The organism is Stenotrophomonas sp. WED208, from assembly GCF_040984485.1.
Classification (GTDB): Bacteria; Pseudomonadota; Gammaproteobacteria; order Xanthomonadales; family Xanthomonadaceae; genus Stenotrophomonas; species Stenotrophomonas riyadhensis.
This window is the reverse complement of record NZ_JAZARB010000001.1, coordinates 117,002-134,640: the sequence shown is the minus strand read 5'-3', so window position 1 is coordinate 134,640 and position 17,639 is coordinate 117,002. Positions and strand designations below refer to the sequence as shown.

General features: G+C 68.8%; 19 protein-coding genes. All 19 read right to left on the bottom strand.

From position 1 onward, the window contains the following. Positions 1–20: 20 nt before the first annotated feature. The 19 genes from VPH47_RS00540 to cydB all read right to left on the bottom strand — a co-directional run bounded on the left by VPH47_RS00540 (position 21) and on the right by cydB (position 17,638). Entirely contained in the window at positions 21–1,259 is a 1,239-nt protein-coding gene (locus tag VPH47_RS00540) for a beta-ketoacyl-ACP synthase (protein WP_368849882.1), read from the bottom strand. After that, positions 1,259–1,990 (bottom strand): 3-ketoacyl-ACP reductase FabG2, encoded by a 732-nt coding sequence (locus tag VPH47_RS00535; RefSeq protein ID WP_110714108.1) that lies wholly within the window; start codon positions 1,988–1,990, stop codon positions 1,259–1,261. Before VPH47_RS00535 ends, VPH47_RS00540 begins: the two co-directional genes overlap by 1 nt. Continuing rightward, the gene (locus tag VPH47_RS00530) at positions 1,987–2,442 is read right to left on the bottom strand and encodes a hotdog family protein (protein ID WP_164162173.1); all 456 of its coding nucleotides are present in this window, start codon (positions 2,440–2,442) and stop codon (positions 1,987–1,989) included. Before VPH47_RS00530 ends, VPH47_RS00535 begins: the two co-directional genes overlap by 4 nt. Continuing rightward, positions 2,439–3,623, bottom strand: a complete 1,185-nt coding sequence (locus VPH47_RS00525; protein WP_368849881.1) for a beta-ketoacyl-ACP synthase — start codon at positions 3,621–3,623, stop codon at positions 2,439–2,441. Before VPH47_RS00525 ends, VPH47_RS00530 begins: the two co-directional genes overlap by 4 nt. Continuing rightward, a complete protein-coding gene (locus tag VPH47_RS00520) occupies positions 3,620–4,177 on the bottom strand; it encodes a DUF3261 domain-containing protein (protein ID WP_110714111.1) in 558 nt (185 codons plus the stop codon). Before VPH47_RS00520 ends, VPH47_RS00525 begins: the two co-directional genes overlap by 4 nt. Next, a complete protein-coding gene (locus VPH47_RS00515) occupies positions 4,165–5,415 on the bottom strand; it encodes an NAD(P)/FAD-dependent oxidoreductase (RefSeq protein ID WP_368849880.1) in 1,251 nt (416 codons plus the stop codon). Before VPH47_RS00515 ends, VPH47_RS00520 begins: the two co-directional genes overlap by 13 nt. A gap of 53 nt (positions 5,416–5,468) precedes the next feature. Beyond that, complete coding sequence (locus VPH47_RS00510; RefSeq protein ID WP_368849879.1) at positions 5,469–7,844, bottom strand: MMPL family transporter; 2,376 nt, start codon at positions 7,842–7,844, stop codon at positions 5,469–5,471. Then, a complete protein-coding gene (locus VPH47_RS00505) occupies positions 7,816–8,445 on the bottom strand; it encodes an outer membrane lipoprotein carrier protein LolA (protein WP_197611829.1) in 630 nt (209 codons plus the stop codon). The genes VPH47_RS00510 and VPH47_RS00505 overlap by 29 nt, the downstream gene beginning before the upstream one ends. Beyond that, positions 8,442–8,873, bottom strand: coding sequence for a thioesterase family protein (locus VPH47_RS00500; RefSeq protein ID WP_110714115.1), 432 nt, complete (start codon positions 8,871–8,873; stop codon positions 8,442–8,444). Before VPH47_RS00500 ends, VPH47_RS00505 begins: the two co-directional genes overlap by 4 nt. After that, positions 8,860–10,410: a histidine ammonia-lyase gene (gene hutH / locus VPH47_RS00495; protein ID WP_368849878.1), complete on the bottom strand. Its 1,551-nt coding sequence runs from the start codon at positions 10,408–10,410 to the stop codon at positions 8,860–8,862. The genes VPH47_RS00500 and hutH overlap by 14 nt, the downstream gene beginning before the upstream one ends. Then, a complete protein-coding gene (locus VPH47_RS00490; RefSeq protein ID WP_368849877.1) occupies positions 10,400–11,341 on the bottom strand; it encodes an acyltransferase in 942 nt (313 codons plus the stop codon). Before VPH47_RS00490 ends, hutH begins: the two co-directional genes overlap by 11 nt. 1 nt (position 11,342) lies before the next feature. Beyond that, positions 11,343–12,113, bottom strand: a complete 771-nt coding sequence (locus VPH47_RS00485; RefSeq protein ID WP_368849876.1) for a glycosyltransferase family 2 protein — start codon at positions 12,111–12,113, stop codon at positions 11,343–11,345. After that, complete coding sequence (locus tag VPH47_RS00480) at positions 12,103–13,788, bottom strand: AMP-binding protein (protein WP_368849875.1); 1,686 nt, start codon at positions 13,786–13,788, stop codon at positions 12,103–12,105. The genes VPH47_RS00485 and VPH47_RS00480 overlap by 11 nt, the downstream gene beginning before the upstream one ends. After that, positions 13,781–14,332: a hypothetical protein gene (locus VPH47_RS00475; protein WP_132811025.1), complete on the bottom strand. Its 552-nt coding sequence runs from the start codon at positions 14,330–14,332 to the stop codon at positions 13,781–13,783. Before VPH47_RS00475 ends, VPH47_RS00480 begins: the two co-directional genes overlap by 8 nt. A gap of 22 nt (positions 14,333–14,354) precedes the next feature. Beyond that, positions 14,355–14,612, bottom strand: a complete 258-nt coding sequence (locus VPH47_RS00470) for an acyl carrier protein (RefSeq protein ID WP_005411609.1) — start codon at positions 14,610–14,612, stop codon at positions 14,355–14,357. Between the two features lie 17 nt (positions 14,613–14,629). Beyond that, positions 14,630–14,887: a phosphopantetheine-binding protein gene (locus tag VPH47_RS00465; protein ID WP_005411610.1), complete on the bottom strand. Its 258-nt coding sequence runs from the start codon at positions 14,885–14,887 to the stop codon at positions 14,630–14,632. Next, entirely contained in the window at positions 14,874–15,671 is a 798-nt protein-coding gene (locus VPH47_RS00460; RefSeq protein ID WP_132811026.1) for a 1-acyl-sn-glycerol-3-phosphate acyltransferase, read from the bottom strand. The genes VPH47_RS00465 and VPH47_RS00460 overlap by 14 nt, the downstream gene beginning before the upstream one ends. Beyond that, complete coding sequence (locus tag VPH47_RS00455) at positions 15,664–16,407, bottom strand: beta-ketoacyl synthase chain length factor (protein ID WP_110714121.1); 744 nt, start codon at positions 16,405–16,407, stop codon at positions 15,664–15,666. Before VPH47_RS00455 ends, VPH47_RS00460 begins: the two co-directional genes overlap by 8 nt. A gap of 217 nt (positions 16,408–16,624) precedes the next feature. Further along, positions 16,625–17,638: a cytochrome d ubiquinol oxidase subunit II gene (cydB, locus tag VPH47_RS00450; RefSeq protein WP_005414876.1), complete on the bottom strand. Its 1,014-nt coding sequence runs from the start codon at positions 17,636–17,638 to the stop codon at positions 16,625–16,627. Position 17,639: the final 1 nt, after the last annotated feature.

The following is a 17,639-nucleotide window of genomic DNA, read 5'->3' as shown; positions in this document are numbered from 1 at the left end:
CAGTGCAGTGGGGCGGTGGATCACTCGCGCCAGCGGCGGAACACCAGCGAGGTGTTGATGCCGCCGAAGGCGAAGTTGTTGCTCATCACGTATTCGGCCTGCAGTTCGCGGCCTTGGCCGGTGATGAAGTCGAGCTGGCCACAGCGCGGATCGACCTCGGCCAGGTTCAGGGTGGGCGCGAACCAGCCGGCGCGCATCATCTCGATGCTCAGCCAGGCCTCGAACGCGCCACAGGCACCCAGCATGTGGCCGACGTAGCTCTTCAGCGAGCTGATCGGGATGCGGCTGCCAAACACCTGCGCGGTCGCCTGGGTCTCGGCGATGTCACCGTGGTCGGTGGCGGTGCCGTGGGCGTTGACGTAGTCGATCTGCGCCGCGTCCAGCCCGGCATCCTCCAGCGCCAGGCGCATGGCATGGGCCATGGTGTCGGCACTGGGCTGGGTGACGTGCTGGCCATCGCTGTTGGTGCCGTAGCCGACCACCTCGGCAAGGATGGTGGCGCCACGCGCCTGCGCGTGCTCCAGGTCTTCCAGGATCAGCGTGCAGGCGCCCTCGCCCAGCACCAGGCCATCACGGCCGGCATCGAACGGGCGCGGGGTGGTCTGTGGTGCATCGTTGCGCACGCTGGTGGCGAACAGGGTGTCGAACACCGCCGCGGCGGTGGCATCGAGCTGCTCGGCACCGCCGGCCACCATCACCGTCTGCTTGCCGCTGCGGATGGCCTCATAGGCCGCGCCCACGCCCTGGCTGCCCGAGGTGCAGGCACTGGAGGTGGTGTAGACGCGTCCGGACAAACCAAAGAACACACCGATGTTGACCGGCGCGGTGTGGCTCATCATCTTCAGGTAGGTGGTGGCACTGATGCCTTCGGTGGTGAATTCGTTGAGCATGCGCCCGAATTCGCCGGTGGCCTCGTGGCTGCCCGAGGACGAGCCGTAGGCCACGCCGGTACGGCCACTGCGCAGCACCGGGTGCTCGTGCAGGCCAGCCTCGCGCAGTGCCACCTCGGTGGCGCGCACCGACATGATCGCGACCTTGCCCATCGAGCGGGTGGTCTTGCGGTTGTAGTTCGGCGGCAGCTCGAAGTCCTGCGCCGGGGCGGCCAGCTTGGTGTTCAGGCCAGCGTAGACATCCCATTCGGGCATCGTGCGCACGGCATTGCGGCAACTGCGCAGGTGCGCTTCGATGGTCGGCCAGTCATGCCCGAGTGGGCTGATGGCGGCAGCACCGGTGACCACCACGCGACGATCGGCGGCCATCAGAGCATGCCTCCGTTCACCGAGATCACCTGGCGGGTGATGTAGCCGGCCGGCTCGGACAGCAGGAATGCAACCGTGGCCGCCACTTCGTCCGGACGACCGACACGGCCTGCGGGAATCAGTTTGAGCGCGTGTTCAACCACTTCGTCGTTGAGCATTTCGGTCTCGATCAGGCCCGGGGCCACGCAGTTGACGGTGATCTGGCGGCTGGCCAGTTCCAGCGCCAGCGCCTTGGTGGCACCGATGATGCCGGCCTTGGCGGCGCTGTAGTTGACCTGCCCGCGGTTGCCTGCCAGGCCGGACACCGACGACAGGGTGACGATGCGACCGGGCTTGCGCCGCCGCACCATCGGCATGATCAACGGATGCAGTACGTTGTAGAAGCCATCCAGATTGGTGTGGATCACCTGGTCCCAATCGTCCGCCGACAGCGCCGGGAAGGCGCCATCACGGGCGATGCCGGCGTTGCAGACCACGCCGTAGTACGCGCCGTGCGCTTCGACATCGGCCTCCAGCGCGGCGCGTGCGGCCTCGCGGTCGGCTACGTCGAACGCCAGCACGCGGGCCTGCTGGCCCAAGGCCTGGATCTCGGCCACCACGGCCTGTGCTTCTTCCAGGCGGCTGCGGCAATGCACCACCACGTCGAAGCCATCGCGCGCGATGCGCAGCGCAATGGCCCGGCCGATGCCCCGGCTGGCGCCGGTCACCAGCACACTTCGATTCCCTGTCATGCCTGTCCACTCTCCAGATAGGCCATCGCGTCGGCCGGCTCGAACACCGACACGTTGGCTGTCGCCCATTCGTCCTCGCCCGCCAGGATGCGGCAGGCGAACATCCCCAATCCATTGTCGCCCAACAGCTCGCAGCGCGCCTGTACGCGCAGCCGGGTGCCACTGGGAAAGCCGCTGCAGCGGCTGCTGTAGCGCCGGCTGCCAAGCAGGAAGCCGAGCTGCGGCGGATTGCCGGCCGCACGTGCACGGCAACCGGCCCAGGCCGCGATGGCCTGCGCCATGTATTCGATGCCGACCCACGCCGGCACTTCGCCGTTCTCCACGAACAGCCCGGTTTCGGGCACCACCAGTTCGGCCTCGATGGCCTCCTGGTCCCACTGCGTGATGCGCTCCAGCAGGCACATGTCCTGGCGGTGCGGCACCACGTCCTCGATCGCGTACAGGGTGTTCATCGGCGCTCCAGCGCCAGCACGGCATTGCTGCCGCCGAAGGCGAACGAATTGCTCAGCACCCGCCGCGGCGCCTGCGCCAGGCAGGAGCCCGGCGCGACCAGCGGCAGCACCGGCAGTGCGGGGTCGGCCACGCCGTCCCACCAGTGCGGTGGCAGCTGCTGCTGCGGGTTCTCGGCCAGCAGGATCCAGCACAGCGCTGCCTCGATCGCACCCGAAGCGCCCAGCGTATGGCCGGTCAACGGCTTGGTGGAGCTGGCCGGTACGCCATTGCCCAGCACCTGCGAGACCGCCAGGCTTTCCATCGCATCGTTGTGCCCGGTGGCCGTGCCATGCAGGTTCACGTAGTCCACTTCGTCGGCGCCCCAGCCCGCACGCAGCAGTGCCTGCTGCAGCGCGTCGATGGCGCCCAGCCCCTGCGGATCCGGCGCCGACATGTGATGGGCATCAGCCGATTCGCCCCACCCGGCCAGGCACACCGGACCCGGCTCGCGGGTAAGCAGGAACAGCGCGGCGCCCTCGCCGATGTTGATGCCGGCGCGGTGCTGCGAGAACGGATTGCAGCGCAGGGCCGACACCGATTCCAACGCGCTGAAGCCGGCCACGGTGAAGCGGCACAGCGAATCGGCACCGCCGGCAATCACCGCATCGACGATGCCGGCGCGCAGCATGCGCGCGGCCGACATCAGCGCCTTGGCGCTGGACGAACAGGCGGTGGACAGGGTCCATGCCGGCCCCTGCGCGCCGCTGCGCTGGCGCACGAACTGCGCGGCGGTGCCCATTTCCTGCTGGGCATAGTCGAACCCGGTCGGCCACTGGCCCTGCTCGGCGTGGCTGCGCAGGGCCTGCTCGGATTCACCGATGCCCGAGGTGCTGGTGCCCAGCACCACCGCCACGCGCTCGGCGCCATGGCGGGCGATCGCGGCGGCCACTGCCGGTGCGATCTGCGCCAGTGCCACGTCCAGTAGCGCGTTGTTGCGCCCGCGCAGCGGCACCGGCAGGTCCTCCAGCGCCGGCAGCGGCGTGCGCACTTCGCCCAGTGCCAGGGTGCGCCCCGGCAGCAGGCTGTCGTTGTCGCTGAGGCCGCCCGGCACATCGGCGAACATGGCCGAGGTCACCGCGGCGCGGCCATCGCCGAGCGCACAGACCACGCCCAGGTCGTTCAGGTAGATCGGTGCACTCATCGGTCCGGCCCGGCCATGTCGATCGATTCGATGCGCAGCGCGTAGCCTTCGGCGCGGTTGTCCAACTGCACGCTGCCATCGTCCAGGCGCTGCAGCTGCAGCCACACCGTGCCGTCGCGCGACAGGCTGCGCTGATGGCCGTCATCGCTGACCTGCCAACCTGCCGGCAACGCGGCGGCGATGGCCGCGGTCGGCCACAGCGCGAACTGCAGGTCATCCAGTACGCGCTCGGCACGCACCTGCGGCGGCAGCCACGGCGCGCGCTGCTGGGTCAGCTGCTGGCCGTCCCACTGCAGGCGCACGCCAGTCTGGCCCATCGCCTGCACCGCCAGCTGCACCTGCTGCGCATCGGCTTCCAGCAGAGCATCCAGGTCGCGCTCATGCGTGCCGAAGCGGAAATGCAGCTGCTGCTGCAGCGCCAGCGGCGCCGGCAGGCTGGCCGGTGACAGGCGCAGCGGCGGCAGCTCCACCAATGGCTTGGGCATGCGGCCGGCACACGCGGCCAGCAGCAGGCACAGCAGCAGCGCTGCAGTACGGGCGATCAGGCGCTGCACAGCTGCTCCAGCACGCGCATACGGCGGCCGCTTTCGTCGGCCACGTACGGGTTGTTGGTGTCCCAGGCGTAGCCGGCCAGGATGGAGCTGATCATGTCGCGCACTTCAGGCTGCTGCTGCGGGTGGTAGATGATCTTCTGGAAACCGCCTTCGTACCAGCTTTCGACGAAGCGGCGGAAGGTCTTCACACCGGCGCGCAGCGGGATCGAGAAGTCGGCTTCCCAGTCGACGGTTTCGCCGGCATAGCGGCGCGCCAGGCACTCGCTGGCCAGCTGCGCGGACTTGAAGGCGATGGTGACGCCGGAGGAGAACACCGGGTCGAGGAACTCGCCGGCATTGCCCAGCAGGGCGTAGCCCGGGCCCCACAGCGAACTGACATTGGCCGAGTAACCGGTGATCCGCCGCACCGGCAGCACCGCCCATTCGGCGTTGGCCAGCAGCCGGGTCAGGTTGGGGTCCTCGCCGACGATGGCCTGCAGCTTCTGCAGGTCGTCGCCTTCGTAGCGCTCGAAGAACGACGGCTCGGCGACCACGCCCAGCGAGCAGCAGCCGTTGGAGAACGGGATCGTCCAGTACCAGACGTCGATGTGCTCGGGATGGGTGGTGATCAGGATCTTGTTGCGATCGAAGTCCGCTTCGGCCGGAATGTTGTCGCGCACGTGGCAGAAGATCGCCCCGCGCACCGGGAAGTTGGACGGCGATTCCAGCTGCAGCAGGCGCGGCAGCAGGCGCGCGAAGCCGGAGGCGTCGAGGATGAAATCGGCCTCGATGCGGTACTCGCTGCCATCCGGACGACGCACGGTGACCGCCGGATGCTCGCCCGGCTCGACCGCAAGCACTTCATCGCCGAAGCGCAGCGTAGTGCCCATGCGCTCGGCACCGCGCGCCAGCACGTTGTCGAAGTCGGCGCGCTGCACCTGGTAGGTGGTACCCCAACCGGGCGAGAACTTCTTCCTGAAGTCGAACGCGGTACGCGCCTCGCCATGCACGAAGGCGGCGCCGTTCTTGTGCTGGAACCCGGCCTCGACTACGTCCTGCAGCAGGCCTGCCGCTTCGATGTACTCCATGCTCTGCGGCAGCAGGCTTTCACCGATCGAGAAGCGCGGGAACTGCTGACGCTCCAGCATCAGCACCTGGCGACCCTGCTGGCGCAGCATCGCGGCGGCCACCGAGCCGGCCGGGCCCGCACCGATGATCAGGATTTCAGTACGTTCGACAGCATCCACAGCAGTATTCATCGGTGCGTCCTTGTTGCTCGATCAAGTGGAAGGAAGGAAGTCGGGAAACAGGCTCAGGCCGACGGCAGGTCGTGCGGCGGCGGCCTGAACAGCGGCGAGATCAGCCAGACCAGGCCGATGCCGAACAGCAGGGTCAGGCCGAACGCGCGCAGCGCCGGGGTCTGCGACAGGCCCAGCAGGCCGAACGACAGCCAGGTGCTGGCCGCGCCCACGCACACTGCCAGCCAGGCGCTGGCATCGCCACGGTGCTCGATCAGGAAGATGCCGTAGTCGATGCCCATGCCCAGCAGCAGCATCAGTGCCAGCACGTTGAACAGCTGCAGCGGCTGGCCGAACAGACCCAGCAGGCCCAGGGTCAAGGCACCGGCAATCAGGGTCGGCGCGAACACGCGCCAGGCCTGGCGGCGGTAGCGCAGCCACAGCGCGCCGAACACCAGCACGATGCCGACCAGCAGCAGCCCGCCCATCAGCTTGCGGTAGTGGCCCAGCAGCATGGAGAAGTCGGCGGTGCGATCCACCCAGCGCACGCCCGGCAGGCCTTCGGCCGCGCCCTGCAGGGTGGCCAGCGCATCGGCGCGCGACAGGTCATCGACCATCACCACGCTGATCATCTGCCCACCGACCTCACCCACCCACAGATGACGGAACGGCTGCGACGCCGGCGAGGCCAGGAACGCCTCTGCGGTCAGCGCCGTTGCGGCGAAGTCCGGGCGCGGCAGCGGTTCGCCGACCGCCTCGGACACCGCATCCAGCACGCCCGGTTCCACCTTCGCGGTCAGCGCGGCATCGGCCTGCTGGCGTGCCGGCGACGGCAGCCAGTCGCTGATCGCGCGGTAGCCACCAATGCGCTTGTCGTTGGCCAGCACACGCAGGCGTTCGGTCAGCGCTTCTTCGCGCTGCAGCAGCTGCGCGGCGTCCGCACCCTGCACCAGGTAGAACTGCGCCGGGCTGGGCATGCCCAGCAGCTGGCTCAGGCGGATCTGCTGCGCCATCAGCGCCGGCGGCGAAGACTGCAGGCTGCGCAGGTCGTCGTTGCTGTGCAGGCGGGCGATGCCGATGGCAGACAGCGCCAGCGTGATCACCACGAACACCGTCACCGGGCGACGGCCATGCAACCGCGGGAAGCGCTCCAGCGTGTTGCCCAGCCACTGCGAGAAACGGGTCTGGCGGATCTCACCGCCATCCAGCCACGGAAACCAGAAGATCACCGTAAGGAAGGCGGCAGCCAGGCCGACCACCGAGAACAGCGCCATCTGGCGCAGGCCCGGGAACGGGGCCAGGCCCAATGCCAGGTAGGCCAGCGCGCTGGTCAGCAGCGCCAGCCAGAGGCCCGGCAGCAGGTGCCGCAGCAGCTTCCAGCGACGATCGGCCGGCTCGGCCTGGCGCGAAGCGAACCAGTGGATGCCGTAATCCTCGGCCACGCCCACCAGCGATGCACCGAACACCAGGGTCAGCACGTGCACCTTGCCGAACACCAGCACGGTCACCGCCAGCGCCACGCCACAGCCGATCAGCAATGACGCGGCGACCAGCAGGATCGGCCGCAGCGAACGGAACGCCAGCCACACCAGCAGCAGTACCGCCGCCAGTGAGCCCCAACCGATGGTGTTGATCTCCTGGTTGGCCTGCACCGCGGCCGCTTCGGCATGCAGCGGCACGCCGGCATGCAGGATCTCCAGATCCGGAGCGGCCGCTTTTGCTGCCTGCCCGGCACGTTCCAGCAGGCCGTCAAGATGGCGTTCGCCGTCGAGCTGGAACGCCGAACCCGGCGTGTCGAACTGCAGCGCGGCCCAATGCCTGTCCTCGGCTTCGAGCAGGCCGTCATCTCCCAGCCGCAGTCCCGAACCCTGCGCCTGCTGCTGCCACCACTGCGGCCACAGCGACAACGGGTCCTGCCGCCAGTCGGTCAGGCGCGGCGCGCCCATCGGGCCGTACAGCGCGGCCAACGCCTGTTCGGCCAGCGCGCCCGGCTCGCTGCCCTGCAGCTGCTCGCGCTGGGCCGGGGTCAGCAGGCGGTCACGGTACGGCGCGTAGAACGCGCGCGCCTCATCGAACCAGCCTTCGATCGAGCCACTGGGCACCAGCAGGGCGTGATCGGCGTCCTTGGCCATGGCCGCGGCAAAAGCCGCCTGCGCACGCTTGGCGGCGGTGCCGTCCTTGCTGCCCAGCAGCACCACCACCTGCCGCGAACTGCCATCGGCGATGCGCCGGGTGACGTCGCTCAACAGGCGGTCGTGCGCATCCTGTGGCAGCAGCGCCAGGATGTCGGTGTCGATCCGCGATTGCTGGCTCCACAGGCGCCACTGCTGCGCGCCCATCACCAGCAGCACCAGCAGCCAGGCAATGCCCAGCCAGTGCCACCAGCGCCGCAACCGCTCCGGTGCGTTCGATGCGGCACCCTCACTCAAAGCGGCGCGCCTCGTCGGCATTGAGCGTGGCCGGCGTCTCGCTCAATGCGCTGAACTGGATCTGCGTGCGGTCCTTGTTGGCCTCCACGATTTCGACCTGGCGCACGTAGCGGTCACCCTGCAGGGTCAGCGATTCGAAAGCCTTGGCCAGCATCGCCGACTTCGGCGTCAGGCGCAGCCGCCAGCCCTGTCCTTCACGGCTGGCCGCCACGTTGAACTGGCTGGACAGCGCCTGTACGTCGCCACTCATCAGCGCGAACATGATCGCGTTCACCGAACGCATCGCCGGCTGCTGCCGTGCATCGAGCTCGACACGGGTGCTGCCATCGCGCTGGCGGCTGAGGATGCGGTCGGCGGTGACCACCACTTCGGAAGGGAACGGCTTGAGCGTGGTCCAGATCACGCCGTGCTGGCGCGCGACCACGAACTGGCCCTGCGAGCGCAGCGGGTTCTTGAAGCCGCTGACCTGCTTTTCCTGGCTGAACTGGCCGCGCAGCACGTCCGGCCGCGCCACCGCCTGGGTAATCGCATCGATGGCGGGGTCGGCGGCCTGCACCAGCGGTGCGGCCAGCAGCAGCAACGCGCACAGCAGTGCGCGCGCAAAACGGTTGGCTCGGTTCATGGCGCAGGCACTCCCAGGCGTTCCCACAGTACCGGCGGGCACTGGTACAGCATTTCCTTGCTGGTCGCGTCCACCGCAACCTGGATGGTCATCGCACGGGTCAGCACCTGGCCGCTCTGCGCATCGAGAATTTCGTACTCGATCTTCAGCCGGTTCTCCCATTCCACGATGCGCGCGATCACGCGCAGGGCCTGGTTGAACAGCAACGGACGCACGTACTTCACCCGCGCATCGACCACCGGCCACAGGTAGCCCGATTCAAGCATCTGCGGGTAGTCGTAGTCGTAGCGGCCGAGCAGCGCGCAGCGCGCGATCTCGAAGTACTTGAAGTAGTTGCCATGCCAGACCACGTTCATCGGATCGCAATCATGGAAGGCGGGGGTCAACGCAATCTCGCCAACCCGTTCAATGGCCTCATTCACCGGCATACAGCTCCCAACGTTGCGCGCGGATCTCCACCAGCAGTTCCCGCAGTTCGCGATCCAGCGCGCGGTCTTCTTCAACCAGGGCGATGCGCTGCCCCAGGTCGGCGTACATGTCGGCCAGACTGCCAGGCAGCTGCGCGTTCAGGCCAACCCGTTCGCGCAGCGCCAGGCCCTGGCGGGCAGCGATCAGCATCGCGGCCACCACCTGTTCAGTCAGCTCGATCACCCGCAGGCAGTCGCGCGCGGCGATGGTGCCCATGCTGACCTTGTCCTGGTTGTGGCACTCGGTGGAACGCGAGAACACGCTGGCCGGCATGGTCTGCTTCAGCGCTTCGGCAGTCCAGGCCGACACGCTGATCTGCAGCGCCTTCAGGCCATGGTTGATGGCCGCGCGCGGGCCAGTGGCCGCCGACAGGTTGGCCGGCAGGCCATGGTTGTAACGGGCATCGACCACCAGCGCCAGCTGCCGGTCGAGCAGATCGGCAACGTTGGCCACGGTGTTCTTCAGGGTGTCCATCGCCAGCGCGATGTGGCCGCCGTAGAAATGGCCGCCGTGCAGGATGCGCTCGCCGTCGGCATCGATCAGCGGGTTGTCGTTGGCGCTGTTCAGTTCGGTTTCGATCAGCTGGCGCAGGAACGGCAGGCTGTCCTCCAGCACGCCGATCACATGCGGTGCGCAACGCAGCGAGTAGCGGTCCTGCAGCCGCTGTTCATTGCGCGGCGGACGCTCACTGTGCAGGTCGCTGCGCAGGCGCGCGGCGATGCGGCCCTGGCCCGGGTGCGGCTTGGCCGCGAACAGGGTTTCGTCGAAGTGGTGCGCATTGCCGTCGCTGGACAGCACGTTGAACGCGGTCAGGCGCGTGGCCATGCGCGCCAGGTAGTCGGCGCGCTGCCAGGCCAGGCAGGCCAGGCCGGTCATCACCGCGGTACCGTTCATGATCGCCAGGCCTTCCTTCGGCCGCAGCTTCAGCGGGGTCATGCCGATCTTCGCCAGCACCTCGGCCGCAGGCTGCACGCGGCCGTCGTGCAGCACCTCGCGCTCGCCGCACAGCACCGCCGCCACGTACGACAGCGGCGTCAGGTCACCGCTGGCACCCACCGAGCCTTCGGCCGGAATCAGCGGCAGTACATCGTGCTGCAGCAGCGTGGCCAGGCCTTCCAGCAGCGGCACGCTGACACCGGACATGCCGCGCACCAGCGAGGCCAGGCGCGCGGCCAGCACCGCACGGGTCTCTACCGGGTCCAGGTAACGGCCCAGGCCACAGCCATGGTAGGTGTACAGGTGGTGTGGCAGCTCAGCCACCAGCGCCGGCGGGATGTTCACCGTGCACGAATCGCCATAGCCGGTGGTCACACCATAGATCACACCGTCCTCGCGCAGCAGGCGATCAAGGAAGTCGGCACCGCGCTGGATGTGCGCGCGGAACGCCGGCGCGTCGCTCAGCGCGGCCTCGCACTGGCGCTGGGCCAGGGCAACCACATCTTCGATGGTCAACGGTGCATCGCCAAAGCGGCACACGGGTACGGCGTCAGTCGTCATGCGGAGCCTGATCCCAGAAGGGGAAGAAATTGAACCAGTCCAACGGGGACTGGATGACCTGGAGTTCCAGCCAGCGCGCGAAGCGCTGCGCCTGTTCGGCCAGTGCGGCGTCGCGCGAGCCACGCGGCAGCACGATGCGTTCGGCGAACTGTTCAAACGCCACGCGATAGCCCTCGCCCTGGTGCAGGCAGGCCATGGTGTAGACCGGGCAGCCCAGCGCGGCGGCGAGCACATAGGCGCCGATCGGGAACGGCGCGCGGTGGCCAAGGAAATCGGCGGTAACGCTGCGGCCGCCCTGCACCGGCGTGCGGTCGCCGACGATGGCGACGAAGCCACCCGCCGCCACGCGCTCGGCCAGCATCACCGCCGTGGCCGGGCCCATTTCGGTTACCTGCACCAGCTCCACCGCCGCCAGCGGGTCCAACCGCTGCAGCAGGCGGTTGAAGCGCTGCGCATGCGCGGTGTGCACCAGCACAGTGATGCGGAACCCAGGCACCTGTTCGGCCAGCACCTGGCACAGTTCCAGGCAGCCGATGTGCGCTGTCAGGATCAGCCCGCCTTCGCGGCGCGCGATCTTTTCCAGCACCAGGTCGCGATGCAGGTGGATGCGTTCGGCCGGATAGCGCCCGCCCAGGCCGAGGATCTTGTCCAGCATCGTGTCGGCAAACGCGAAGAAGTGGCGCAGGCTGTCACCCCGGGTCGGTGCGTGGCCGAGCACGCCGCTGTATGCCTGCAGGCGCTGCAGGTACTGCATCGAGGCCTGGCGGCCGACGCGGTTGCCCAGCCAATGGCAGGCCACCACCGGCCACACGCACAGGCGGAACGGCCAGCGCCCGAACCAGCGGTGCACCCAGCACAGGAACAGCACGCCGGCCACCGACGTCGATTCGCCGATGTCGGCCCAGTGCGGGGCACCCTGCGCGGCCGCCATCTCAGCGCTGCCCCCGCAGGCGGCGCCACAGCAGGCGCGGTGCGCGCCAGAGCATGCCGAAGAACAAGCGGGTGTGCATGCGGCTGATGCGCACGTTGTCGCGCCACACATCGAAGTGGGACACACCGTCGGCCGGATAGGTCACGCGGGTGGCCAGGTGCTCGACCGGCACCTGCCGCCAGTACAGGCGCACCATCACTTCGGTATCGAAATCCATGCGCCGGCCGATGGTTTCTTCACCGATCAGGCGCAGTACCGGCGGCAGCGGATACACGCGGAAGCCGCACATGGTGTCGCGCAGGTGCAGCGACAGCGTGTTGATCCAGACCCAGATGTGGGTGGCGTAGCGGCCGTACAGGCGCGCCTTCGGCACGCTGGCGTCGTAGGCCGGAATGCCACAGATCACTGCATCGGGATGCGAGCGCGCAGCCTCGATGAAGCGTGGCAGATCACTGGTATCGTGCTGGCCGTCGGCATCGATCTGCAGCACGTGGCTGTAGCCACGCGCGCCCGCCTCGGCGAAACCGGCCAGCATCGCCCCGCCCTTGCCCTGGTTGATGTCCAGGCGCAGCAGGTCGACGCCCTGGCGCTGTGCCAGCGAACGCATTGATGCCGCGCACGCCTCATGCGAGCCATCGTCGACCAGCAGGCACGGCAGGCCGGCGGCCTGCACGCCGTCGACCACCGCCGCGATGGCGTGCTCGTGGTCGTAGACGGGAATCACCACCAGTGGCGCGAACGCGGCACCGGCAACGGCCGGGTCAGTCCGCATCAGCGAAAACCACCTTGCCGCTGGCATGCACACCATGGCTGGAGGTGTAGCGGAAGGCCAGCACGCTGCGTGCGGCATCCCAGTCCAGCTGCAGGGTCAGCTCATCGCCCGGGCGGGCCACGTGCTGGAACTTCACCGCATCCATGCGCAGGAAACCGCTCGGCATCGTGAACGCCTGGCGGCCGAAACGCACCGCCCAGTCCAGCTGGGCCACGCCGGGCAGGATCGCCGCCTGCGGGAAGTGGCCCTGGAACGGTCGCAACGCGGAATCGAGGGTCATGCGCAATGTGGCGCTGGCCGTATCACGCTGCTCCCAGACCGGCACCGGCATCAGCGGCTGGAACAGCGCCGCCAGTGCTGCCTGGGTGACCTTGCCCTGTGCGTTGATCGGCAGCGCCTGCACCAGTCGCCAGCGGCGCGGCCGGGTGACGGCGTCATGGCCCTGTGCCAGGCGTGCCCCCAGACGTTGCGCGAGCGCGCGACGCGCGGCATCGCCACCGGCCAGCAATGCCAGGTCAGCCGGCACCACCACGGCGGCCAGCTGCTCGCGCTGCCCGGGCAGCACCAGCACGCGCACGTCATCGACTTCGGTGTCTTCGCGCAACGCACGTTCCAGTGCATCCAGCGAAACGCGGCGCTCTTCGATCTTGACGATGCGGTCGGCGCGGCCCAGCAGGCGGAAGCGGCCATCAGCCAACGCTTCAACGCGGTCCTGGGTACGCCACCAATCCGGGGTTTCCAGATGTGCGGAGGCCACCGCCAGGCAGCCCTCCTCGATGCGCCACTGCACACCCGGCAGCGGCTGCCACGGCGGCAGATCCGTATCCCAGCGGCGCCAGGCGATGCCGCCGGTTTCGCTGCTGCCGTAGACCTCGGTCGGGGCAACGCCCAGCCACTGCCGCACCTGCCGCGCAGCGTCTTCCGGCAGCGGGCCACCGGAGGAGAACACCGCACGCAGGCGCCCCTGCAGGCTGGCCCAGTCAAGCTGCTCAGGCAGCCGTTTGAGATGGGCCGGGGTCGCCACCAGCACCGTGTCGGTACCGGACAGCGCCGCCACCAGGTCTTCGTGGAAGAACCGGCGCGGGTGGATCAGGCGGCCGGCAGCCAGCGGCCACAGCACGCGGAACAACAGGCCATAGATGTGCTGGTGCGACACCGTGCCATGCACCTGCACGCCATCCAGCTGCGCGCCGAAGGCCGCCTGCAGCGCCTCCACCTCGCGCGCCAGCTGGTCCAGGCGCTTGCCGATCGCGCTCGGCTGGCCAGTGCTGCCGGAGGTGAACACGCAGAGTTCGCAGGCACGCTCGTCCAGCGCCTGCAGTTCGTCATCCAGAGCGGCGTCCCGCGCCATCAGCGGACGGTAATCGGCGGACACGTCGCCTGCGAAGCCGCTCACCTGCGGCTGCAGCGCCTGCAGCGTGGCCGGCAGGTTGTCGGCGGCCAGGAACACCCGCTTGCCGGCATGCCAGGCACCAAACAGCGCCGCGGCGAAGGCCACCGCGTCGTCGAAATACAGGGCCCAGTCACGGCCTTCGGCCGCCGCAAACGCGGCGCGCCAGGCCAGTACGCGCTGGCGGAAGCGGGCGTGGTCGATCACCTCGCCATCGCAGACGCCAACGCTTCGATGCGGCCGCGCCTCCAGCAGCAGCCGGTCCAGGGCAATCCACTCAGCCATGCGCGTGCGCCGCCTTCACCCGCCGCCGCACCAGCCACTCACCTGCGAACAACACGCCCATCATCACGTACGCCAACAATCCGTTGTAGAGCATCCAGACCCGGTCCGACGCGTACAGCGCGGTCAGCAGGGCCAGGCTGCCGTTGAAAACGAAGAAGCCGCACCACACCTGGGTGACGCGGCGGGTATAGGCCACCGCGAACGGGGGCAGGTCCGGCTCCTGCAGCCGCGCCAGGCGCTCCACCAGCGGCGGCCCGAAACGCAGGCTGGTGCCGAACACCGCCAGCATCACCGCATTGACCAGCGCCGGGTACAGCTTCAACGGCAGGGCCTGGTTGAGCACGGTGGCCAGCACCGCCAGCAGGCCGGTGCCGGCGGCGGCCGCCCACCACAGTGGCTGTCGCGTGCTCAGCGCACGCAGCAGGGCCAGGGTGAACAGCAGCAGCGACAGCCAGCGCGGCTCGAAACGGCCCATCGCCAGGTACACCAGCAGTGGATAGGCGAGCGATATCGCTGCCACCACGACGGTACGTGCGCGAGCCATGGCGAAGCCGCCGGCGCTGCGGTCAGGCGGCTGCCTGGTCCGGCAGCAGTCCATGCACGACATCGACGATGTCCTGCACGGTGCGCACGGCCTTGAACGCTTCCGGCTGCAGGTTGCGGCCGAGCAGCGGCTTCAGCTGAACGATCAGGTCGACCGCATCGATGCTGTCGATGTCCAGGTCGTCGTACAGGCGGGCCTCGGGGGTGATCCGGGCGGTTTCGATCTCGAAGCTGTCGGTCAGGATGCTGACGATGCGTTCGAACAGTTCATTCTTGGTCATGGCAATTCCTGGCGCCGTTACGACTGGCGGGCGGCGACGAACTCGCCGAGCGCGCGCACGCTGGAGAAATGGCGACGGGTTTCTTCCGAATCGGCCGAGAGGCTGACACCGTACTTCTTCTGCAGCGCCAGGCCCAGCTCCAGCGCGTCGATCGAATCCAGGCCGAGGCCCTCCACGAACAGCGGCGCGGTCGGATCGATGTCCTCCGGCGTGATGTCCTCCAGCGAAAGCGAGGAAATGATCAATTCCTTGATCTCGTGCTCAAGTGCTTGCACGGTTCGGATCTCCAGACAGGTCGAAGTAACGAGAAAGGTGCTCGGTGACGCGGCGTGCTGCCAAGGCATCCCCCCTTGGCGAGTCGTCATCGGCCAGGAAGGGCGCGATCGGGATATCTTCGCCGATCTGCAGCCGAACGTGAAAGCGACGTGAGGGGACACGATACCACTTCTGTCCCTTGGTCAACGTGGGCGGGGTACAGGTGATCCGCACCGGGGTGATGTCCAGCCGGCCCCGTACGGCGATGTTGGCGGCCCCGCGCTGCAGCCGCGGTGGCTGTCCGGGCACGCTGCGGGTGCCCTCCGGGAAGATCACCAGGGTGCCGCCGGCATGCACCGCCGCCACGCAGTCATCAACCAGGCCGGCGCCGTCATCGTTGGCGATGTAGCCGGCCGCCCGCACTGGGCCGCGCATGAACGGGTTGCAGGCCACGGCCCGCTTCACCACGCAGTCGGCGTTGGGCAGCAGCGAGATCAGGCAGACCACGTCGATCAGGGTCGGGTGATTGGCCAGCACCAGCAGACCGTCGCGCTGCAGGCGTTCACCGCCCTCGATCTGGTAGGTCATCACCCCCAGCGCGCGCATCAGGCGCAGGTGGCTGGCAAAGGCGACCTGGACCACGCGGCGGGCCCGGCGGCGGCGGACCACCGGGTCGCGCATCAGCAGCAGCACCGGCATCACCAGCACGCCCAGCAGCAGGCCGCCCACGCCGAATGCGGCAAAGCTCAGGCCGGTGCCAAACACCCGCCAGGCATGATCGAGGCGGCGCAGCGCCTCAGCCACGGCGCCCCCAGCACCAGCGCTGGCCGTGAGCGACATGCTCCAGCGCCGGCGCACCGGACAGCAGGAAGCGGTGCAGGTCCAGCGCATGCGGCAACAGGCCTGGCGCAGTGGTGGCCTGGCCTTCCGCCGGATGCCACTGCAGCGACAGCGTCGGCCGGCCCTCTGCCGGGGCAGTCAGGCGCCAGCACCATGCAAAGAACGGGTCGGGTTCGTCGGCGAACGTCGCGTAAATCTGTGGAAGCGGCGATTCATAGACCACCACCCGCACCTCGCGGGCACCCTCGGCCAGCAGGCCAGCGGCTTCCAGGCAGGCCGCCTCCACCGTCGCCTGCCCGGCGGCCAGCGCCAGGTAATTGCCGCGGTGGCCGCGGGCGATGGAGTACAGCGCGGCGATCGCGTTGTGCACGGACAGGCCGAATCCGGTCGGCGACAGCGGCTGCTCGCCAACCAGCGCGCCCAGCAGGTCCATCGAACGGGCCACGTCGCCGTGGCGGCTGGCGAACACCAGCGGCACGTCACTGTCCGCGCCCTGTCCATCCTCGCACCAGCACGCGGCCTGGATCGCCATCCGGCCCAGCCGCTCGATGCGGCGGCGCTGCATCGCTGGCACTTCGGCCAGCGCCGGCGTGTCCCCGCCGTGCGGCAGGTACGGCGCATCGGCCCAGCCCAGCCACTGGCTACGCTCACTCAGGCCGGGCGCCCAGGCGGCCCAGTCGACGATGGAGAATTCGATCATTTAGCGATGGTGCTTCAACGGGAGAACGATAGGCACGAGCCACTACGGCGACGCGCGGCGGCCCCCCGTTCCTGCAGCCGTGCGTCCGTCCAGGACGTCGCCGGCTGCCCCCCTGGCCGCCGGAAAGGAGCGCACGCTAGCACGTCCCGCCCAGGGTGTGCAGGTTTCACATTCCCCAACACGGGGCCCGGCAACGGCAGGCCCCGTGTTCAATCGATCAGTGGTAACCGGTGTCGGCGTGCACCTTGCCGCGGAATACCCGGTAGGACCACGCCGTATAGCCGAGGATGACCGGCAGCAATATGACCAGCCCGACCAGCGTGAAGCCCAGCGACGACGCCGGCGCGGCGGCCTGCCACAGGGTCATCGACGGTGGCAGCAGATAAGGCCACATGCCCAGCACCAGGCCGAGGAAGCCGAGCACGAACAGGGCCAGGCTGAGCAGGAACGGCGGCAGGTCACGGCGCGGGTGGGTGGCACTGCGCCACAGCGCGGCGGCCACCGCCAGGGTCAGCAACGGCACCGGCGAGAGCCACCAGAAGTTGCCGTCGCTGAACCAGCGCGCCATCAGGCGCGAATCGAGGAACGGCAGCCAGCTGCTGACCAGGCCCATCGCCGCGATCACCGCCACCACCAGCGGCCGGGTCATCTGCCGCGCCAGCGCCTGCACGCGCCCTTCGGTCTTCAGGATCAGCCAGGTGCTGCCCAGCAGCGCATAGCCGGCCACCAGCGCGGCGCCGGTCAGCATCGCAAACGGGCTGAACCAGGCGAACGGCCCGCCCTGATAGACGCCGTCCACCAGCGGGATGCCCTGCACCAGGGTGCCGAGGATCACGCCCTGGGCGAACGTGGCCAGCAGCGAACCGAGGCCGAACGCCACGCTCCACAGCCGGCGCGATCGATGCGCCTTGAAGCGGAACTCGAAGGCCACGCCGCGGAACACCAGCGCCACCACCAGCAGCAACACCGGCAGGTACAGCGCCGACAGCAGCACCGCATACGCCTTTGGGAACGCCGCCAGCAGGCCGGCGCCACCCAGTACCAGCCAGGTCTCGTTGCCGTCCCAGATCGGCGCGGCGGTGTTCATCATCAGGTCCAGCTGTTCCTCGTCCTCGGCGAACGGGGCGAGGATGCCGATGCCCAGCACGAAGCCGTCCAGCACCACGTACATCAGCACGCCGAAGCCGATAACCGCGAACCACGCCACCGGCAGCCAGGTCATCAGGTCCATG